The 19,095-nt window shown below is 44.1% G+C and carries 18 protein-coding genes; 2 read left to right on the top strand and 16 right to left on the bottom strand.

All coding sequences use genetic code 11. From position 1 onward, the window contains the following. Nucleotides 1–86: 86 nt before the first annotated feature. The 4 genes from AC5JP1_RS09405 to ubiG form a co-directional block, all read right to left on the bottom strand. Nucleotides 87–353, bottom strand: coding sequence for a DksA/TraR family C4-type zinc finger protein (locus AC5JP1_RS09405; RefSeq protein ID WP_201600864.1), 267 nt, complete (start codon nt 351–353; stop codon nt 87–89). A gap of 146 nt (nt 354–499) precedes the next feature. Beyond that, on the bottom strand, nt 500–1,348 hold the full coding sequence (locus tag AC5JP1_RS09410; RefSeq protein ID WP_493843933.1) for a YciK family oxidoreductase: 849 nt from the start codon (nt 1,346–1,348) through the stop codon (nt 500–502). A gap of 119 nt (nt 1,349–1,467) precedes the next feature. Beyond that, complete coding sequence (locus AC5JP1_RS09415) at nt 1,468–2,178, bottom strand: HAD family hydrolase (RefSeq protein WP_319050680.1); 711 nt, start codon at nt 2,176–2,178, stop codon at nt 1,468–1,470. 68 nt (nt 2,179–2,246) lie between these two features. Continuing rightward, complete coding sequence (ubiG, locus tag AC5JP1_RS09420) at nt 2,247–3,080, bottom strand: bifunctional 2-polyprenyl-6-hydroxyphenol methylase/3-demethylubiquinol 3-O-methyltransferase UbiG (protein ID WP_493843934.1); 834 nt, start codon at nt 3,078–3,080, stop codon at nt 2,247–2,249. 501 nt (nt 3,081–3,581) lie between these two features. Here ubiG and AC5JP1_RS09425 point away from each other — a divergent pair. Then, a complete protein-coding gene (locus AC5JP1_RS09425; protein WP_493843935.1) occupies nt 3,582–4,202 on the top strand; it encodes a thiol:disulfide interchange protein DsbA/DsbL in 621 nt (206 codons plus the stop codon). A 104-nt stretch (nt 4,203–4,306) separates the two neighbouring features. On the opposite strand, the gene yjgA is transcribed toward AC5JP1_RS09425, so the two are convergent. The 8 genes from yjgA to mazG all read right to left on the bottom strand — a co-directional run bounded on the left by yjgA (nt 4,307) and on the right by mazG (nt 11,995). Then, nucleotides 4,307–4,819, bottom strand: coding sequence for a ribosome biogenesis factor YjgA (gene yjgA, locus AC5JP1_RS09430; RefSeq protein ID WP_319050683.1), 513 nt, complete (start codon nt 4,817–4,819; stop codon nt 4,307–4,309). Between the two features lie 49 nt (nt 4,820–4,868). Continuing rightward, a complete protein-coding gene (gene rapZ / locus AC5JP1_RS09435; RefSeq protein ID WP_493843936.1) occupies nt 4,869–5,834 on the bottom strand; it encodes an RNase adapter RapZ in 966 nt (321 codons plus the stop codon). A 68-nt stretch (nt 5,835–5,902) separates the two neighbouring features. Then, nucleotides 5,903–6,805 (bottom strand): pantoate--beta-alanine ligase, encoded by a 903-nt coding sequence (gene panC, locus AC5JP1_RS09440; RefSeq protein WP_493843937.1) that lies wholly within the window; start codon nt 6,803–6,805, stop codon nt 5,903–5,905. A gap of 52 nt (nt 6,806–6,857) precedes the next feature. Then, nucleotides 6,858–7,658 carry a 3-methyl-2-oxobutanoate hydroxymethyltransferase gene (gene panB, locus AC5JP1_RS09445; protein WP_493843938.1) on the bottom strand — a complete coding sequence of 267 codons (801 nt, stop codon included), beginning with the start codon at nt 7,656–7,658 and terminating at the stop codon, nt 6,858–6,860. 118 nt (nt 7,659–7,776) lie between these two features. Next, nucleotides 7,777–8,274, bottom strand: a complete 498-nt coding sequence (gene folK / locus AC5JP1_RS09450) for a 2-amino-4-hydroxy-6-hydroxymethyldihydropteridine diphosphokinase (RefSeq protein ID WP_493844465.1) — start codon at nt 8,272–8,274, stop codon at nt 7,777–7,779. Between the two features lie 113 nt (nt 8,275–8,387). After that, entirely contained in the window at nt 8,388–10,604 is a 2,217-nt protein-coding gene (gene pcnB, locus AC5JP1_RS09455) for a polynucleotide adenylyltransferase PcnB (RefSeq protein WP_493843939.1), read from the bottom strand. Between the two features lie 166 nt (nt 10,605–10,770). Next, on the bottom strand, nt 10,771–11,148 hold the full coding sequence (locus AC5JP1_RS09460; RefSeq protein ID WP_493843940.1) for a ComEA family DNA-binding protein: 378 nt from the start codon (nt 11,146–11,148) through the stop codon (nt 10,771–10,773). Then, on the bottom strand, nt 11,132–11,995 hold the full coding sequence (mazG, locus tag AC5JP1_RS09465) for a nucleoside triphosphate pyrophosphohydrolase (RefSeq protein WP_493843941.1): 864 nt from the start codon (nt 11,993–11,995) through the stop codon (nt 11,132–11,134). Before mazG ends, AC5JP1_RS09460 begins: the two co-directional genes overlap by 17 nt. A gap of 244 nt (nt 11,996–12,239) precedes the next feature. On the opposite strand from mazG, the gene AC5JP1_RS09470 reads away from it, so the two are divergent. Then, nucleotides 12,240–13,733: a phosphohexomutase domain-containing protein gene (locus AC5JP1_RS09470; protein ID WP_493843942.1), complete on the top strand. Its 1,494-nt coding sequence runs from the start codon at nt 12,240–12,242 to the stop codon at nt 13,731–13,733. Nucleotides 13,734–13,833: 100 nt separating this feature from the next. On the opposite strand, the gene AC5JP1_RS09475 is transcribed toward AC5JP1_RS09470, so the two are convergent. The 4 genes from AC5JP1_RS09475 to sucD all read right to left on the bottom strand — a co-directional run bounded on the left by AC5JP1_RS09475 (nt 13,834) and on the right by sucD (nt 19,020). Beyond that, nucleotides 13,834–15,219, bottom strand: a complete 1,386-nt coding sequence (locus tag AC5JP1_RS09475) for a UDP-glucose/GDP-mannose dehydrogenase family protein (protein WP_493843943.1) — start codon at nt 15,217–15,219, stop codon at nt 13,834–13,836. 37 nt (nt 15,220–15,256) lie between these two features. After that, nucleotides 15,257–16,927 carry a glucose-6-phosphate isomerase gene (pgi, locus tag AC5JP1_RS09480; protein WP_493843944.1) on the bottom strand — a complete coding sequence of 557 codons (1,671 nt, stop codon included), beginning with the start codon at nt 16,925–16,927 and terminating at the stop codon, nt 15,257–15,259. A 3-nt stretch (nt 16,928–16,930) separates the two neighbouring features. Next, complete coding sequence (locus AC5JP1_RS09485; RefSeq protein WP_493843945.1) at nt 16,931–17,803, bottom strand: UTP--glucose-1-phosphate uridylyltransferase; 873 nt, start codon at nt 17,801–17,803, stop codon at nt 16,931–16,933. Nucleotides 17,804–18,144: 341 nt separating this feature from the next. Next, nucleotides 18,145–19,020 carry a succinate--CoA ligase subunit alpha gene (sucD, locus tag AC5JP1_RS09490; protein ID WP_298808923.1) on the bottom strand — a complete coding sequence of 292 codons (876 nt, stop codon included), beginning with the start codon at nt 19,018–19,020 and terminating at the stop codon, nt 18,145–18,147. Nucleotides 19,021–19,095: the final 75 nt, after the last annotated feature.

Consider the following 19,095-nt stretch of genomic DNA (forward strand, 5'->3'; position numbering starts at 1 on the left):
CTGCTATGTAGAACAGGGGTCGCTTTTTTATGCTCACTCTGACTTCTCTTACCCAAAGTTGCTTAGCTCTTGCTAAAACCATTCAATTAACGCAATTGACTGTCTTTACTACCGCGGCGATTGAACAGTTCCGCAGCCTTTGCTTCTTGTTCAAGCTCGGTCTGACAGCTGACACAGTGTTGGATACCAGGAACCGCCAGTCGCCGCGCTTCTGGAATAGGATTGCCACATTCATCACATAGCTCAGCACTGATACCTGTAGGCAGCGAACGTCGCGCTCGTTCCAACGCATCATTAACCGTTGCGTCCATCTGCTCGTGCTCAGCACCATCTCTTGACCAACCACCTGCCATAATCTCATCCTATTTATTTGTCATAATTAGACAATACAAAAGTCTTTAATAACAGATAGATGGGGCTGGTTTTACTGGATTGCAACCTGATAACAACCACTGTATCGTAAATATAACTCGGCAATATTAATTAAAATATTTCGCTGTTAGTTTTTAGGCTGTAGCTCAACAACTTGCCCGCGCACGCCAATGCTGTCGTCACTCATCAGACAGACATAACCTGCCATAATATCCTCAGGTGTTTTTAAACTCATAGGGTTTTCACCTGGATAAGCATGAGCACGCATATTAGTGCGCGTACCGCCAGGATTCACGCAATTAAAACGTAAGTTTGTGGTGTTTTGCGTCTCTTGCGTAAATATATTGCTCATACCCTCTACTGCTTGTTTTGAGAGCGCATAAGCGCCCCAAAATGCGCGAGGATGCGTACCTACTGTACTAGAAGTAAAGACGATAGAGCCATGATCAGCATCTTTCAATAAGGGAAGCAGTGCTTGGGTGAGCATAAAGGTCGCTGTAAAGTTAACTTTCATCACTTCAGCAAACGTATCGACGTCGTACATCTCAAGCGGGGTCAATTGACCAAGCACACCAGCATTATGCAATATGCCATCCAGCTGACCCACTTCTTTGTCGATCAATCCTTCTAACTGCTGCATCTCAGCATAAGTCGCCCCTTCTAAATTCATAGGCAACATTGCAGGCTGCTTACCACCCAGACTTTCAATCTCATCATAGACATATTCAAGCTTGCTACTGGTCCGTCCTAGCAATAGGACTGTGGCACCATAGCGAGCGTAGGTCAAAGCGGCAACACGGCCGATACCATCACCTGCGCCAGTCACCAAGATAGTCTTACCATCTAGGCAATCATTAGGTGGCACAAAACTACGAATATCATCATGAGTCAAAGGCTGGAGGCGACTTTGGACGGTTCTTTGGTTGTCTTGCTGACTGTTTTGTTGATTGGCTGGCTGGTCAATATGGTCACTCATAGCGTTGCTCACTACTTATCATTTATTATCATGGAATCGTTAAAATATGTGCTTGTCTTTATAGACTTAAACATACCAATAGCTGATAGCTATAAAACTAAAAACTAAAAACTAAAAATTTATAAATAATCAAATTTACCAGAAGACAACAGCAGTTTGTTTAATTGCTCAGGGGTATCAGCAATATAATCAGCACCCCACTTTTTCAAAGACTTCTGATCTTCAGGCGGAATATAACCATAAGCGGCCAAAATCGTTGGCATACCAGCCGCATTGCCTGCTTCTATATCACGTATATGGTCACCGACGTATAGGACACAACCAGCTGCGCCGCGAGGAATCCCTAGCTTCTCTAATGCCATATACATCGGCTCTGGATCAGGCTTTGATCGGGACACATCATCAGGGCATACCAGAGCGGCACAGCGATCATCTAGTTGCATTTCGCTTAATAGCTTTTCTGCCAGATAACGGGGCTTGTTAGTGACAATTCCCCATGGGACACCTTTTTCTTCTAAATCAGTCAGTACCGCTTCGAGCTCATGGAACACACAGCTGTCCACACAAATATCGGCTTCGTAGTCGTCTAAAAACTGCTGACGAAAATCAAGCAATGCGTCATCGCTAACCTCAAGTTGATCATTGTGTCTGAGCATCAATTGCACCATAGCTGACGCACCCGCCGAGACTTGCTCACGGATTGCTGCCTCAGGCGGCGCTTGCCAGTTATTCTCCAAACTCATTTTGCCAATGATACGAACAAAATCAGCAGCAGTATCGATTAACGTCCCATCAAGGTCGAATAAAACAGCTTTTACGAATTGGGTCATAGTGAATGCTCTTGAGATTGATCATATATTTAATGAATTACGGTGAATGTAGGTAACTGATACCAGTATCAAGCCAATGGCTTTTGGACTGCCATCATATAATTAACATCGACATTTTGGGCAAGCCAATAGCGCTTAGTCAATGGATTGTAATGTAAGCCAATAATATCCTGACGGACAAACCCCGTGTCTATTGCCATCTTGTCTAATTCAGCTGGCGTGATGAACTTGGCATAGTCATGGGTGCCGCGATCGAGCAATCGTAGTACGTATTCTGCTCCCACGATAGCAAACAGATACGACTTGGGGTTTCGGTTAATTGTCGACAGCACACAGACACCGCCAGGGGCTAGCAGCTCATAACAAGCCTGCACAATCGAGCTGGGATCAGGAACGTGCTCAAGCATTTCCATACAGGTTACGACATCGAACTGACCCGCATGCGTCTTTGCCAGCGCTTCTACTGGGATATGCTGGTAGCGTAAAGTGCTTTCTAATCCACTTTGTTCTGCGTGCAACGCCGCCGCTTTCAAGTTTTCGGTACCTAGGTCGATTCCTGTCACATCAGCATTGCGACGTGCCATAGACTCTGCCAATATGCCACCGCCGCAACCAACATCTAGTACTTTTTTGCCAGCAAGTCCTTGTTCAGCTGTTTTGGCAGGCGTACCATTATTACTAGTATCGCCCTGATAGCCACGTTTTATGTTTTCCTCTATCCAGTTCAAGCGTAATGGATTGATCTCATGCAGAGTGGCAAAGGCACCTGTATTGCTCCACCATTCGCTTGCTAAATTATTGAATTTCTCGACTTCGCTAGGATCAACATTGACAGTATTAGCCGATCTATTATTTAAGTTTTCGTCGTTTGAAGATGACGAAACAGGTAAGGCTGAGCTCATAGGATTGTCCTTGATTACTATTATAGTTGTTATCGTATGCAGTGCACGATTATGTGTTCAATATTAGCATGGCAGCTGCGAATTTGTCGTAAGTACATCGTCACTGATTGTGAATAGGTTTGGTAAATACACATTTTTTATGAGTTATCACCTTGTCGCAGGCATTATTTGTTCGCATTATTCGTAATCATCACGGAGCAAGGATAATGATAAGTGTTGGCGAGACAAGGCCAAACAAGCTAAGACTGAAAAGCGCTAAGCAATATGTCTTCAATAATAGCTAACAGCTTTACAACTGTCGGTTAAGAATCCGATTCACAAGTGTATGCATTTTGCGTTATCATAGTCGATACCTTAATACTGCTGTATCGTTCGACTATACTTGGCGCTGCATCATTCAAACACGGTGAAAACTGCATATTGCAAATATCATGCGTTTGAAAGCCACCAGTGCATAAACCTCTTAACGAACTCCAAATCCCTACACCTCAAGGATAAAGTATGAAACGTGTCATGACACTGACTGGTCTAGCGATGGCCATTGGGCTTGCTTCTATGGGCGCACAAGCTGCGGACTATGTCGCTGGAAAAGATTATCGCGTACTAGACAATCCAGAAACCATCAGCGGTGATGCTATCATTGTTCGTGAGTTTTTCTGGTATGGCTGCCCGCATTGTAATGTTCTTGATCCGCATATGGAAAAATGGGCAAAAACCAAAGACAAAGATGTCGTGTTTTTTAGAACACCAGCAGCGCTCAACCCTGTTTGGGAAGCCAATGCACGTGGTTTTTACTCCGCTCAGCTTTTGGGATATGAAGACAAAACTCATGCTGCGTTATTTGATGCCATCCATAAAGACGGCAAAAAACTGTTTGATCAATCATCATTGAGCAAATGGTATGCATCAAAAGGGGTGAACGAGAAGAAATTTAACAGTCTTTATAACTCATTTGCAGTGGGTACAAAAATTGGTCGCTCACAAGCAGGTGCTAAACGTTATCAACTGTCTGGCGTACCAGCCGTCGTTGTACAAGGCAAATATGTGGTAACTGGTGAAGATGCTAAAGTACCTAAAGTTGTTGAATATTTAGTCGATAAAGCGCGTGCCGAGAAAAAATAATTGAAGCAAGTGCAAATCGAAACAGCCTAGTGATACAAAAAAAGCCAATCATAATTGATTGGCTTTTTTATGCTCTAAAATATAATCGATATTATTATGTGTGTCTATTTTTTCAACTGCGACAAAATCGCTACTTCGCGTATATAGCTTGCCAAATCTTCTTTCGATTCTGCCAGTAGCTCATCGTCTTGCATATGCTTAGCATACTCAATCCATAGCAGTAATTGATACATACTGTTGTGCTCAGAAGCCTTGTACTGCTTGACGAACTGCTTGAGTGTCCCTTCATCATTGATATTTAGACGATCGTACCAGCTTTCTATTTTAGAGACTTGCTCTTTTGGGAAGAATGCATCAAACAATGCTTTGACAAGTTCGTGGCGGTTTTCTTCACTGATAAGTTTGCCAACGCGCTTGGTCTGACGGTTGCGAGCATTAGCACTGGTAATGTCAGCCAATGCCATGAGCTCAGCCATAAAGTAATCACTGGCAGGTAGAGTCTTTAGCTGCTTTTTTGACAGGCTTGCGAGCGGTATAGACAATTGCTGCAAGCGCTCATGGGCTTTTTTGAGTTCTGTGCGCGAGACGCGCATGTCCTGTTCTTTCCAGTCGATCATAAAAGCGTTCCAAAATAATAAGTAATAAAATGAATAGGGTCGAAATGAATTACCAACGGCTTTTTTCACGGTGCTTTGCTAGTACTTTGACGCCTTGTGGCATGGTATCGGTGAGGCGGCGCTGTAGGTGGTCAGTAATAAATACTGAACGATGCTTACCGCCTGTACAGCCGATGGCAACGGTTACTGTATGACGATTATTGTGCAAGAACTCGGGCAGCCAGCGCGTCAAAAATTTATCAATGTCATTGAGCATTTCTGTCACTTCAGGATAGTCGCTAAAAAAGGCATCTACTTCAATGTCGAGACCAGTCGATGCGCGCAGCTTAGGATTCCAGTGCGGATTGGGTAAAATCCTAACGTCAAATACAAAGTCCGCATCGATGGGACTGCCGTATTTAAAACCAAAAGACAGCAAATTAATGACGATTTGATTGTCCACACCAACATGTTCGCGCAAGCTGTCTTTTAGCTGATGGATGTTTAAACTACTGGTATCGATGGTGATATCTGCATGAGCAGAAATTGGCTCCAACAGCTCTACTTCTTTTTTGAGTGCAGCAGGCAAATTAAATGCAATGTGTCTGGCGTTGTCGCTATCGACATCTTGAGACATTAGCGGATGGACGCGGCGCGTCGCATTAAAACGTGCAATTAGCGTACTCTCTTGCGCTGTCACATATAGGACTTGTACTGCCTGCGCCCCATAAGTTTTTCGTAACAACTCATGTGTCGCTGCAAAGTTAGACAGATCAGCGCGCGGCGTGCGAATATCAACCCCAAGGGCAATACGATTGATACCGCTCTCACCAATCAGCTTGTGTGCCGCATTGGGTAACAATGACAAGGGTAGATTATCAATAGAATAATATCCCAGATCTTCTAGAATGTTCAGCACCGAGGTTTTCCCCGATCCTGAACGACCTGATACCACCAAGATGCTGAGCTTATCGGTTGATACTTGAGGCGTTGTCGATGCTGTATTATTATCGCTTTGATCCTGACGTGTATCCATGCTCTATTCATCCCATCTAGTACATTACGGTATAAAAAAGCTAACCCATTGTCATTAACTGATAATCACTAATTAATAGCCACTAACTGATTGTCCAATAACCGTGCACGCCCTAACCAAGCTGCGACCAAAATAACGAGATTTTTGTTTTCTGCATTGAAGATTATTGAATCATTAGTCATAGCGTCTAGATCTTCAGTTTTTACTTCTAGATAATCAATCACAAAACCTGCGTCGCTAATACGCTTGTGCGTGTTTGTTAGCAATGTTTGAAACGCCTGCTGACTAATCCCACTATCTGTTAATTTTTCAGCCAAATCTTGTAATGCTTGATGCAATATAGGCGCCGTATTTCTTTCAGATGTGCTTAAGTACTGATTGCGCGATGACAGTGCTAGCCCATCATCAGAACGAACAATAGGGGCGCCGATGATCTCGATGGGATAGCTCAAATCACGCACTAACTGCTTAATGATAGCCAGCTGCTGGTAATCTTTTTGTCCAAAGACGGCGATATCTGGTTGTACAATATTGAATAGCTTGGAGACCACAGTACCCACACCATCAAAATGGCCGGGACGTGATTGACCGCATAATTGATTGGCAATCTCACCAGCCAACACGCTGGTGGGTGGTGGTAATACGGGATACATCTCTTCGATACTAGGGGCAAACACGTAATCTGTACCCACTGTCGCAAGCTTAACCACGTCTTCGTCTAACGTACGCGGATAACTGTCAAAATCTTCACCCACGCCAAACTGAGTAGGATTCACAAAAATGCTCACGACAACCACATCCGCATGCTGCTTGGCAATTTTTACCAGCTCAAGATGACCGTTATGCAGATTGCCCATCGTTGGTACTAGAGCAATACGCTGCACACCTTTATCCTTGGTATGCTGCTGACCACGGCAAGACTGCAAAACCTCACGTAACGACGAGATATGATGATGAATGATAAGAGACATGGTAATTTTTTCTTTTATTAAAGCGTTCTGTTATGTAAAAGCGTCAACGATGTTAATCGAATTGATGTTGTTCAGTTGGAAAGCTGCCTTCGCGTACTGACTGTTGATACAAAGCAAAAGCACCCTCGATGCTGTTTGCATCATTGCGCTCATCGGTCAGAAAGTCATGTACAAAGCGTGGCACACGCCCATGTACCATACCAAGCATGTCATGCATAACGAGTACCTGACCGTCGGTATCTGCGCCTGCTCCGATACCGATAACAGGTACCGCAACCGCTTCTGTGACTGCCTCTGCCAGTGCTGCTGGAACACATTCCAACACTAATAGCGCCGCACCTGCATCAACGACCGCTTTAGCATCAGCGAGTAATTTGTCAGCCGCTTCATCACCGCGACCTTGGATTTTATAACCCCCAAAGACATTAACTGATTGCGGCGTCAAACCGAGATGTACACAAGTTGGTGTCCCTGCTTGTGCTAAGGTAGTGACCAGTTCACACAGCTCATTGCCGCCTTCAATTTTGATTACATGGGCGCCTGCCTGCATCAGTTGGCGGCTATTGGCAATGGCTTCTGGCAATGTCGCATAGCTCATAAACGGTAGATCAGCCAGTATCAGAGCATGTTTATTGCTACGAGCAATATTGGCAGTATGATAAGCCATATCATTGATTGTCACAGGTAGCGTTGAATCATGACCCTGTACGACCATCCCTAAGCTATCACCGATCAAAATCGTATCGATCTGCGCTTTGTCCATCATTCGTGCAAACATTGAGTCATAGCACGTCAAACACGTAAATTTGGTGCCTTCTTTTTTAAATTTATTTAAAGTAGATAACGTTGTCATATGACCCTCAATTAACTTGTAATACCTTTAATGATTGATATCGCTAGCTGTAATTTTGCCGGCAATTGATTACGCTCTCATCACATAACTTTGAGCATTGACTATGGTTTATTTGATATCAAGCATCTGATAGTAGCTTTAAGCCTGTCCAATCGCAGCTTTGTGAATAGTCACCTATTGGTTTGTCTAGTATAGTCAAATGGGGTGCCAACTCTCGTAATGGTATCAGGACAAAATTACGCTCGCCTAGGCCTTCATGTGGAATCGTTAGCTGCGGTTCAGCGACTTGTATATCTCCATATAACAAAATATCGACATCCAGGCTGCGTTCACCCCAACGACGTAAGCGTGCTCGCTTAGCCGACATTTCTAACTGCTGACAAAAGCCAAGCAAATCGAAAGGACTCATCATTGTCTCAAAACCAGCAACTGCGTTAACAAAGTCTGGCTGATCCTGTGGTCCCATCGGCACTGATGCATAAAAAGAAGATACCGTCACTTTACGTATCTTCTCATGATTTTGCATATTTTTAAGCGCTTGCTGCAAATGCTCTATAGGTGACCCTAGCTCGTTAGTCAGATTGCTACCTAAGCCCACATAGCAAGTGAACCACATGGTCTCGTCAACGCTATTAGTTGCTGATATAGATGTGTTGCTACCCGATACGTTGCCACTATCAAAACTACTTTTACTCATCCTACCACCATTTACAAATCATCCTGAGAACATTAAGCGTTATCGGTACTAGGCTGACGACGGCGACGCTTTGATGGTACAGGGCCTTTACTCTCAGTCACTTTGATAGCAGAGAGTTGGTCACTCGCCATTTGACTGGGTTGAGCAGGTTTATCAGTAGTCGTTTTAGCTGGTCTTTTAGCTCTTGCAGGTGTAGCGACTTTCTTTGCTTCGGTATTTGTCGCTTCTTTGACATCAGCTTTACCAGTCGACTGAGCAACTTGTTTAGGTGCTTTTTTCGCATACTTTGCTGTTGCTGGCGCCTTATCATCAGCTTGTACTTGAGCACTGTCTGTGCTGTCAACAGTAGGCTCGCGGCGGCGACGCTTATGCGGAATTGGCTCGTTATTCATACTCACCAATGCAGGTGACCTTGCGATCGAGCGCGTTGGTTTTGCCTGACTAGACAATGAATTAGTCGAATTAGTCTCTGGCAGATCAGTTTTAGTAGGCTGATTCCTATTCTGACGATCAGCTTTGGCGGTTTGCTGCGGTGCATCGCTATCAATAGATGCTCGCTTCTGCATAGCTTCTTGCTTGTTTGCAGGCGTCTTACTGCGCTTTGACGCTTTATCATCTGATAGCTGCTTCCGTAATGGCGGCACGACATTATCGTGCTCTATTACAAACAACGGCGCAGGTTTAGACTGATGGCGTTTGTTTGCTGATTGATCGTCGCTACTGAGCGATAACTGCTGTAGCTGTGCAAGCTCGTTGCTATCTTGTTTCACCTGCTGCGTGTCATGATGCTTACTACCATTTCGACCTGTTTTAGCTTGGCTGGTAGCGCGGCGACGACGTGCTGGAATATTCGATGGATCGTTTACCATTGTCTGATCATTCCTACCCTGCCCAGCACTATTACTGGCTTTGCTTTGTTTAGCGCTGTTTTGATTAGATGATGCATTATCAATGGTATTGGCTTCTGGCTTTTGACGATTGCGGCCACGACCACGTTGTCCTTTTTTGTAGGCACCGCGGCGAATGTTTTCATCAAACTCATCAATCGCCTGTTGTTGCTCGCGCTCAGACAATGTCTGATATGTCTGCCACCAGTCACCCATATCATTGGTCGACTCTGATAGCGGGTGCTCAGCATCACCGCACTGTTCGCGCAGTAACAAAAAGTCAAAACCTGCACGAAAGCGTGGATGCTCAGAGAGCTGAACAATTTGTTTGCTACGAGGAGCGGCAAGTTTTGGCTGCAATATCCAAATATCACGGATAAACTGCTCAGCAAATTTTGGAATTGCTGTTTTGATACGTTGACGGTCAATAACTTTGCCAGCAGCATGCATTTGTGCTTCCGCAAACGGCATATTGCGCTTTTTGGCTTTTGCCAGTTGATGTAAATAGTTTTCCCACAGCAGCGCAGCATAGAAAAATGCTGGATTAATACTTTTGCCAGCAGCAATACGCTTATCAGTATTGATCGCTACTTGGTTGACCAAGGCGCTTGGCTCGGCTGGTGGATAAATGATAAGGCTATCAATGGCACCTGACTCAAAAAGTAACGGCAACAATGGCACTAAATAACCACCAGTAAACATTTTTTGCGTTTCATCATAGAGTCGATGCGGTGATATCTGCTCAAGCAGTGCCCAATTACCATCATGGAATTGCTCAGCCAATGCGTCATCAAACTCAAAGCCTAATTTTGCCTTAAAACGCAGGGCACGGAGCAAGCGCACAGGATCTTCTTCAATACGCACTGGCGCATTACCTAACAGGCGAATGACTCTATTATCGATGTCTTCCAGCGCACCGCAAAAGTCATGGACGACGCCTTTGAGCGGTTGATAATAGAGCGCATTGATAGAAAAGTCACGGCGAGAAAAATCTTGTTGAATATCGCCCCAAACATTGTCGCGCAGGATCATACCATCACGATTGGTATTGGCATCGCTGGTTGGCGGACCGCGAAAAGTAGCCACTTCAATCAACTCGCGACCTGAATATACATGCGCTAACTGAAATCGACGACCGATAATACGGCAACGCTTACCAAAGACATCTTTGATCTCATGTGGTTTGGCATCAGTAACAGCGTCAAAGTCTTTCGGGCGCAAGCCCAATAAAGTATCGCGCACACCACCACCGACGATATAGGCATCAAACCCAGCTCGGGTCAATGTGGCAATCACTTCAGTAATGGAATTGGGTAATTCAGATTTGTTCAGTTCTAACTGCTTGGCGGCACGCTCGGCCATGCATCTACTCCTCGCCGGTATTCTTTAACTACCCCTGAATAACACAGCGTTTATCAGGCGGATGTACCCGTTAGTTTAACAAATTTTGGACGTACTGGGGGTGTTATGACATTTACTTACATGCTATTTTGTCAATATTAGGATTAATTAATGCAAAACACAGCTGTTAATCCACTACGCTTAAACGCTTTTGATTTTTCTCAACTGTTTTCGCCCCAATCCCTTTTACTTTTTCTAACTCGTCAACAGTCCTAAAACCACCAAACATCTCACGATATAGAATAATAGCCTGCGCCTTACTACTGCCAATGCCATCTAATGACACCAGCTCACCTTCACTGGCTCTATTAATATTGATTACTTTTTGCTCACGCGCTTGTATTACAGATTGCTCTTTTGCGATCAAATACTCATAGGCGCGTTTAGGATCATCAAAACAGGGCTCAGAGGCATTAGCCTCAATAGTTGTACCGACAGTCGATACGAGACTAAAGGCCGCTATCATAATCATTCTGGTAAATGACGTTTTATGCTGAGCGTTCATGTTGTTTCGCCGCTTCCCATAGTGCATCCATCTCTGATATATCGCTGTCCTCGACACGCTTGCCACTCGCTGCCAATTGCTCTTCGATATAGCCAAAGCGAGATTTGAATTTGTGCACGCAGGTTAAAGTCGCTGCTTCTGCATCGAGGTTTAGTTTACGTGCGACATTGACGAGCGCAAACATGCAGTCGCCCAATTCTTTTTCGACCTCTCTGATATTGGTCTTGATATCTGCGGCAGATTTATCTGTTAGCTCATGCTTGAGTTCAGCAATCTCTTCGTCTAGCTTGTCTACCGCACCTGCAACACCTTCCCAATCAAAACCTAACTTTGACGCTTGCTTTTGTACATCTTGTGCCTGCATCAAAGCACTACCCGCCTTAACCTGATCTAAGCGACGTTTTGATTTACCACGTGCCTCGCGTGCTTGCTGTTCTTCTAACTTGATTTCGTCCCAGCGCTCTTTTACCGCAGCGTCGTCTTGTAGCGTTTCAGCCTCAAACACATGTGGATGACGACGAACTAACTTCTCTTGCAAAGTACTGATGACATCGCTCATATCAAAGCGTCTTTGCTCAGCATACATCTGACAATGAAACACCACTTGCAGTAGCACATCGCCAAGCTCGCCCTTGATATCTTCGTCATCGTCGCTTTGTACGGCTTCGCCTAGCTCATAAGCCTCTTCGATAGCATAAGGAATAAGGCTATGATTGGTTTGCTTTTTGTCCCACGGACAGTCTGCTCTTAATCGTGCCATCAACGCTAAAAGATCATCGAGCGATCCGCTAGGGGCTGGTGTTCCTTGTACCGGCTTCGGCTCGGTAGTAGTATTCACAATACTCATGATGGTAACTCTTATAATTTTATGGGTTAATTATCTACTTAACAGAACGTGTCGCTTATTATTTTATAACTCAATGTGGCGTATATTGGATTTGCATGGTTGATGGGCATATATTTTGACCCTACCTATCGACACACGCCTCACACCTTTAGTAGTTAGTGTATCATTGAACACAACTTGATTTATAATCGTGCTACGCGCGTTTTAACTCTATCACCGCTCATTCCCAAGGAATTTTATCATTATGTCAACTTCTGCTGCCACCAGCTATCAACCTGCAACGGAATTTACTCCTATTACTATTGGTTCGTTTAAAGCATACGATATTCGCGGCGAGCTGGGCGTCAGTTTAGATGAAAACATAGCCTATCGTATCGGACGAGCATTCGCACAGATTTTGTATCAGCGTTATCAGGCAGCAGTGAAGGCTCAGAATAATGATATGACAGCTCTGAAGCCAGCTATCACTATTGGTAGCGATATTCGTCATTCTAGTGAGCAATTAAAACAAGCCGCCATTCAAGGAATAATGGATGCCGGTGTCGACGTTATTGATTTGGGTATGAGCGGTACTGAAGAAGTGTATTTTGCTACCAGCCATTACGACACGCTTGGCGGTATCGAAGTCACTGCCAGCCACAACCCTATCAACTACAATGGCCTAAAACTGGTCAAAGAGTATTCAAAACCTATCAGTGCTGATGATGGGTTGGCAGAGATTCAGGCATTGGCAGAATCGGGACAATTCACTACAGACAACCAATCAGGTAAATTGCAGTTACTGACCGATAAAAGCGCATACATAGATCATGTTATGACTTTTATTGATGTTGATAAGCTCAAGCCACTCAAGCTGGTGATCAACTCAGGCAATGGCAGCGCAGGTCCCGTGGTCGATTTACTAATCGATCAACTGTCCCAAGCTGGTGCACCTATTGAAGTGATTAAACTGCACCATACCCCTGATGGTAGCTTCCCTAATGGTATTCCTAATCCAATGATTGAAGCCAATAGAGTGGCCACTCAGCAAGCGGTTTTGGATAACAACGCCGACCTTGGTATTGCTTTTGATGGGGACTTTGATCGCTGCTTCTTATTTGATGAGCGAGGTGAGTTTATCGATGGTAGCTACGTCGTTGGCATGCTCGCCCAGGCATTTTTGAATAAACATCAAGAACAAAGCGAATCAATCGTCTATGATCCACGTGTCATTTATAATACTGAAGCGGTGATAGAAAAGCACAACGGCAAGGCTGTCATCAGTAAATCTGGACACTCATTTATCAAGCAAGTCATGCGCAGCTCGGGTGCCGTGTATGGTGGTGAGATGTCTGCTCATCACTATTTCCGTGACTTTTTCTATTGCGATAGCGGTATGATTCCGTGGCTATTGACGATTGAGCTTCTGTCTGTCACTGGCAAGACCTTATCAGAATTAGTCACAGGTTATATTGAAAATTACCCAAGCTCAGGTGAATTAAACTTTCGCCTGACCACCCTCGATGCACCAACCATTATTGATGCCATTGAAGAAAAATTCAGTGTGGATAATCCTACCAAATCAACTCTAGATGGTTTAAGTCTGAACTTTGGTGACTGGCGCTTTAATTTACGTGCATCGAATACCGAACCACTTATTAGATTGAATATCGAGAGTCGTGGTGATAAAGAACTGCTGACCACTAAAACTCAAGCCATTCAGCGATGGCTAGCGGATCAAGGAGCTGTGCCCGCATAGTCTTATCTTTTAGCGCTGATTAGACATTCAAAAAACGCTCACTAATGCTGGTTAGTGAGCGTTTTTTAATCAATAAGTATTGCGGGGCTATGAAAACAAGCTACTTGGATCGACCAATACCCATATAGTCCCCTACCAGATTATTGATTTGCGTTCGAGTGAAAGCGTTTTGTGTATCAAATATGGGCATCGCTTGCTGATTTATTTTGGCAATATCCAACTGATCTCGCGGTGACCAACTGATAATAAAAATAGCGTTGGCATCGTGCAAACTTTCGTAAGGGTTAGCAATCAATTTGAGTAATGGCTGCTGTTGATAGCGTTCGGCAAGTTCGGCCTGCGCCTTATCACCGTACACCAACGTACGAATATTATAAGACCATAACAATGCCAATAGTGGATGAATGGCTGACCCTGCAGTACGTCCTGAACCTGACTTGTAGCTACCACCCCAAATCATGACGGTTTTGTTATCAATAAACCCATCAAAATATTGCCAAAACTTACGAAATATCAATTCTTTTTGATCTTTGTTGATATGTACGACAGACTCTAATAAAGGCATATCCAAACTGTGCATTTTGCTCGACTGCTGCAACTTGGTCAGCTCGGTAGGTAGGGTGTTACCACCGAATCCCCATCCTGCTTGTAGATAGCTGCTGCCTACACGCTCATCTAACCCCATTATACGACTGACCTGACTGATATCAACGTTCTGACTATCAGCCAAGCGTGACATTTCATTCATAAAACTCACTCGTGTTGCCAGCATCGCCATGATACTACTACGAGCAAACTCAATCGTTGCGATATCAGCATAATGAGCAGCACGCGCATGCTGCATCAACGGTTTTAACACATGTAGTTGTTGGCTACTACTCGCTGTTTTTTCACCCAATAGCCATAGCGAAGGGTTCAACATCGAGCTATACGCATCCCCATCTTGTAAGAATATGAAAGGTATATAATACACCCATGCACGCTGCAAATGCTGAGCCAGTTCCGATACATGACCTAGCTGTTCAATACCACTCATAATAACCGGTATCTTCTGCTGATGGCTGTGATTAAAAGCGGTAATCCAGCTGTCCTCTGTCCATACTGCCTGAGTGCTATCAAGAAACAACCAATACAATGCCGCAAGACTCTGCGTATCAGCTTCATTGTGACTTGCAGACTCATAGTGTGCTATTACTGTCTCCGCATTAGTTGGCAATGCTTTGCTAATGATAACTTGCTGTTGCTCATACATCTGCCACAATGCTTGCAAATGATGTTCAAAACTATACTGTTGTATCTGCTCAGTCAATAGATCTATATCTGCATAAAGATGCACACGCTGACCAAGACTTGCCAGCACGACCGCACTGGTAATCGCTTCTATACTGTGACCAATGAGCACACTGACTGCAGGCTCACTCATTTGATTGGTTTCAGATATGTTTTTATATTTATGCTTGTAACTGTCATTTTTGGCAGTCTCCATGAGCGTACTTTCCTGTATTGTTGACCCATAACCGTTATTAGGACAACTTTTTAATATGTTGTAATAACTGGTCAGTAGACGTATCAAATTGACCTTGAGACTCTTTTTGCATGGCATCATGGACAGACTCTGCCATTTGTTTACCCATCTCAACGCCCCACTGGTCAAACGGGTTAATATCCCAAATACTGGCCATCACATAAACTTTGTGTTCGTAGAGCGCGATCAGTGCCCCTAAACTATGCGGTGTGAGCTCATCAATAAGCAATGTGGTTGATGGTTGATTACCACGGTAGTACTTGTATTTATCTACACGAGATACTGTTGTTTGATCGACCAGTTCTGTCACAGCAGCATTACCAAATGCCAGTACCCGACTTTGTGCCAGACAATTGGCTAAAGATAGTTCATGCTGCTGCTGTAATGAAGTATTTTGCGCCTGATCACTATAGCGACGTACGCAAGCGATAAAATCACAAGAGACTTGCTGCGTTCCTTGATGCAAGAGTTGATAAAAGGCATGCTGGGCGTTTGAACCAATTTCTCCCCACAGAATCGGACAAGTATCATAGTCGATACGATCGCCATACTGGGTAACTGACTTACCATTACTTTCCATCTCAAGCTGGGTAAGATAGCTCGGTAAATAACCTAGCCTGCCATCATAAGGCAATACGGTGTGGGCACTTACTTTCAAAAACGTACTATTCCACACTGCTAGCAATCCTAATAATACTGGTAAATTGTCCGCAAAATCAGCTTGCGCAAAGTGCTCATCCATACTATGCGCACCGCTTAGCAGCTCTTTGAATCCAGCCATACCAATACGGATAGCAATAGCCAAACCAATCGCCGACCATAACGAAAAGCGCCCGCCAACCCACTCCCAAAGCTCTAACTGGTGCTCAGGGTGAATCCCCCATGTATCCATCTTTGCACTATTGGCCGAGATTCCGATAAAATGCCGACGCAATACACTATCTTCTGTACCGGCACGGAGGGTTGCCGTTGCAAGTAACCATGACAATGCTGTTTTAGCATTTGATAGCGTATCAACCGTGCCAAAAGATTTAGAGGAAATAATAAATAAAGTGGTTTCAGGATTTAAGTGCTTGAGTAGGTTATCAAGCTGAGTACCATCCATGTTAGAGACAAAATGTACCTCGATACTAGTATCTGCCCATTCATCAAGCGCCGTAGTCGCCATAAGTGGACCAAGGTCAGAACCACCGACTCCGATATTGACAACATCGGTGATGGCCTTTCCTGAGAATCCACGCCACGTTCCGCTACGAACACGCTCGGATAGTCTCGCTACCTGCCCTAGGCTATGGTGTACATCGGCAACAATATTTTGCTCACCTGCTTGTAGCTTTGCCGTCTCAGGTAGACGCAAGGCCGTATGTAACGCCGCACGCTCTTCACTGTTATTAACCATAGCACCTTGCATAAGCGCATCAATCCGAGAGGACAACTCACAGCTGCCTGCTAGCTGTAACAGACTGTCTACTACCTGCTCATCTATGCACTGTTTGCTGTAGTCCATATACAATGCACCCGCTTGAATACTAAAGCGTGTCGTACGGCTATCATCTTGCGCAAATAAATCTGCCAGCGACCATGACCGCGATGCAAGCGATTGCAAGTGCTCCCAATGCTGAGAGCCACGAGCACGCTTATATTTTTTATTGCCTTTTATCTCTTCCATTGGTTATTTATCGTCCGCTAGTTGCTGCTCGGAAAAGTAGATAAACGCCTGCATATATGAGCGCATATCACCTGCGTCATAACTATCACCGCGCATAGTAGTGACATGCACGCCGTACTCACTAATCAAAGCATCAATCGCATCCGTTAGTTGAATTTCACCACCGACTGAAGCTTTTGTATCGGCCAGATAGTCAAAAATATGATTACTAAAAATATAACGGCCTACAACCGCCAGTTTCGAAGGCGCTTCTGCTAAGCTTGGCTTTTCCACAAATCCTGCAACTTTAAAGCTAGTATTAACATCTACGTGGTCGTTCACTTCACTATTACTACTCAGTTTAGCAATACCATATTTATGCACATCCTCATCTGCCACTTGATCAACCAATATCTGTGAATGACCATCTTTAGCAAATGCATCGATCATAAAAGCCAAATTATCAGCCGACATGTCATTAGTAAACGGATCAAGCACAACATCTGGAAGCAATACTGCAAAATCATGATTGCCGATAATGGGGCGTGCTGACAATACCGCATGCCCTAGACCCAAAGCTTTACCTTGACGTATCATCGATACGGTGACGTCTTCTGGTAGCCAGTTCAAGCTGTCAGCCAGCTCATCTTTACCTTTATGGCGCAGTTGGTTATCGAGCTCAGAATTGATATCAAAGTAGTTTTCAATTGCGCTTTTTTGTGCATGACCGACCAAGACGATATGCTTAATACCCGCAGCGATGGCCTCTTCTACCACGTAATGAATAGCTGGACGATTACCTAAAGGCAACAACTCTTTAGGTACAGATTTAGACAATGGCAACATACGAGTACCAAAGCCTGCGACGGGGATAACAGCATGCGTTATTTTATTCATAGTTTTTTAGCTATATTCAAAAGATGAGTTTAGAGAAAAATGTTAAATGAGTAATAGGATTTAATAAGTCTTGGGTAGTTCATATCCGTTTAGATTTATACTCTGTTTACGTAAAATATATTAACAAATATAACCTATATCAATTTCGAAAGTCTCAGATTAATAGCTGCAATATAACTTATGCAAACTTATACAAGTGTGCGAACCGATATATCCAGCACCGCCAGTGACTAATATTTTGTTTTTCATAAAGTTTTCAGACATAAAAAAGACACCCCATTGTAGGGGTGCCCTTTCAACATTTCAACAAAGTTTTGGTAGTTAGTAGGCTTTTGCCTATCTTACCAACCAGTAACTTCTTTTAGCTTATCACCAAGCTTAGATGGGTCACGCGTATACGCGATACCAGCATCTTCAAACGCTTTGAATTTTTCTTCAGCAGTACCTTGACCACCAGAAATGATAGCGCCAGCATGACCCATGCGCTTGCCTTCTGGAGCGGTAACACCAGCAATATAACCAACAACTGGCTTGGTTACATGGTCTTTGATGTAAGCAGCAGCTTCTTCTTCAGCAGTACCGCCAATCTCACCGATTAAGATGATAGCTTCAGTTTGTGGATCCGCTTCGAATAGTTTTAGGGCATCAATCTGGTTCATACCAGGGATAGGATCACCACCGATACCGATACACGTTGACTGACCAAAACCAAGCTTAGTTGTTTGAGCAACCGCTTCATAAGTCAGCGTACCAGAGCGTGAGATGATGCCCACTTTACCTGGCTGATGGATATGACCTGGCATAATGCCGATTTTGCACTGACCTGGAGTGATAACGCCTGGGCAATTAGGACCAACCAAACGTACGTCGCCCGCTTCTTCAAGATAGCGTTTTGCTTTTAGCATATCGATAGTCGGTACGCCTTCAGTGATCACAACGATCAACTTAACGCCAGCATCGATTGCTTCAACGATAGAGTCTAGTACAAATGGTGCTGGTACGTAGATGACAGAAGCGTCAGCTTGAGTCGCTTCCATAGCTTCGCTCATCGTGTTAAATACTGGTAGACCTAGGTGCGTTTGACCGCCTTTACCTGGAGTCACACCACCAACTACTTTAGTACCATATTCGATGGCTTGCTCAGAATGGAACGTACCATTTTTACCAGTAAAACCCTGTACCAATACTTTGGTATCTTTATCGATTAATACACTCATTATATTTTCCTTGTATTCGGTTGTCTTGCAATAATGGTCTTTATGACTCTTATTATCAGATATTGATAACCAATC

This window comes from Psychrobacter sp. H29 (genome assembly GCF_059073055.1).

Excerpts from the sequence above, each read along its gene's own strand:
- ubiG (WP_493843934.1), bottom strand. The coding sequence starts at position 3,080 with ATGAGCTCAGCCTTACCTGTTTCGTCATCTTCAAACGACGAAAACTTA.
- AC5JP1_RS09410 (WP_493843933.1), bottom strand. The coding sequence starts at position 1,348 with ATGAGTGACCATATTGACCAGCCAGCCAATCAACAAAACAGTCAGCAA.
- sucD (WP_298808923.1), bottom strand. The coding sequence starts at position 19,020 with ATGAGTGTATTAATCGATAAAGATACCAAAGTATTGGTACAGGGTTTT.
- pgi (WP_493843944.1), bottom strand. The coding sequence starts at position 16,927 with ATGGAAGAGATAAAAGGCAATAAAAAATATAAGCGTGCTCGTGGCTCT.
- yjgA (WP_319050683.1), bottom strand. The coding sequence starts at position 4,819 with ATGATCGACTGGAAAGAACAGGACATGCGCGTCTCGCGCACAGAACTC.
- rapZ (WP_493843936.1), bottom strand. The coding sequence starts at position 5,834 with ATGGATACACGTCAGGATCAAAGCGATAATAATACAGCATCGACAACG.
- AC5JP1_RS09475 (WP_493843943.1), bottom strand. The coding sequence starts at position 15,219 with ATGGAGACTGCCAAAAATGACAGTTACAAGCATAAATATAAAAACATA.
- AC5JP1_RS09415 (WP_319050680.1), bottom strand. The coding sequence starts at position 2,178 with ATGACCCAATTCGTAAAAGCTGTTTTATTCGACCTTGATGGGACGTTA.
- folK (WP_493844465.1), bottom strand. The coding sequence starts at position 8,274 with ATGTGGTTCACTTGCTATGTGGGCTTAGGTAGCAATCTGACTAACGAG.
- AC5JP1_RS09460 (WP_493843940.1), bottom strand. The coding sequence starts at position 11,148 with ATGAACGCTCAGCATAAAACGTCATTTACCAGAATGATTATGATAGCG.
- AC5JP1_RS09470 (WP_493843942.1), top strand. The coding sequence starts at position 12,240 with ATGTCAACTTCTGCTGCCACCAGCTATCAACCTGCAACGGAATTTACT.
- panB (WP_493843938.1), bottom strand. The coding sequence starts at position 7,658 with ATGACAACGTTATCTACTTTAAATAAATTTAAAAAAGAAGGCACCAAA.
- pcnB (WP_493843939.1), bottom strand. The coding sequence starts at position 10,604 with ATGGCCGAGCGTGCCGCCAAGCAGTTAGAACTGAACAAATCTGAATTA.
- mazG (WP_493843941.1), bottom strand. The coding sequence starts at position 11,995 with ATGAGTATTGTGAATACTACTACCGAGCCGAAGCCGGTACAAGGAACA.
- AC5JP1_RS09425 (WP_493843935.1), top strand. The coding sequence starts at position 3,582 with ATGAAACGTGTCATGACACTGACTGGTCTAGCGATGGCCATTGGGCTT.
- AC5JP1_RS09485 (WP_493843945.1), bottom strand. The coding sequence starts at position 17,803 with ATGAATAAAATAACGCATGCTGTTATCCCCGTCGCAGGCTTTGGTACT.
- AC5JP1_RS09405 (WP_201600864.1), bottom strand. The coding sequence starts at position 353 with ATGGCAGGTGGTTGGTCAAGAGATGGTGCTGAGCACGAGCAGATGGAC.
- panC (WP_493843937.1), bottom strand. The coding sequence starts at position 6,805 with ATGTCTCTTATCATTCATCATCATATCTCGTCGTTACGTGAGGTTTTG.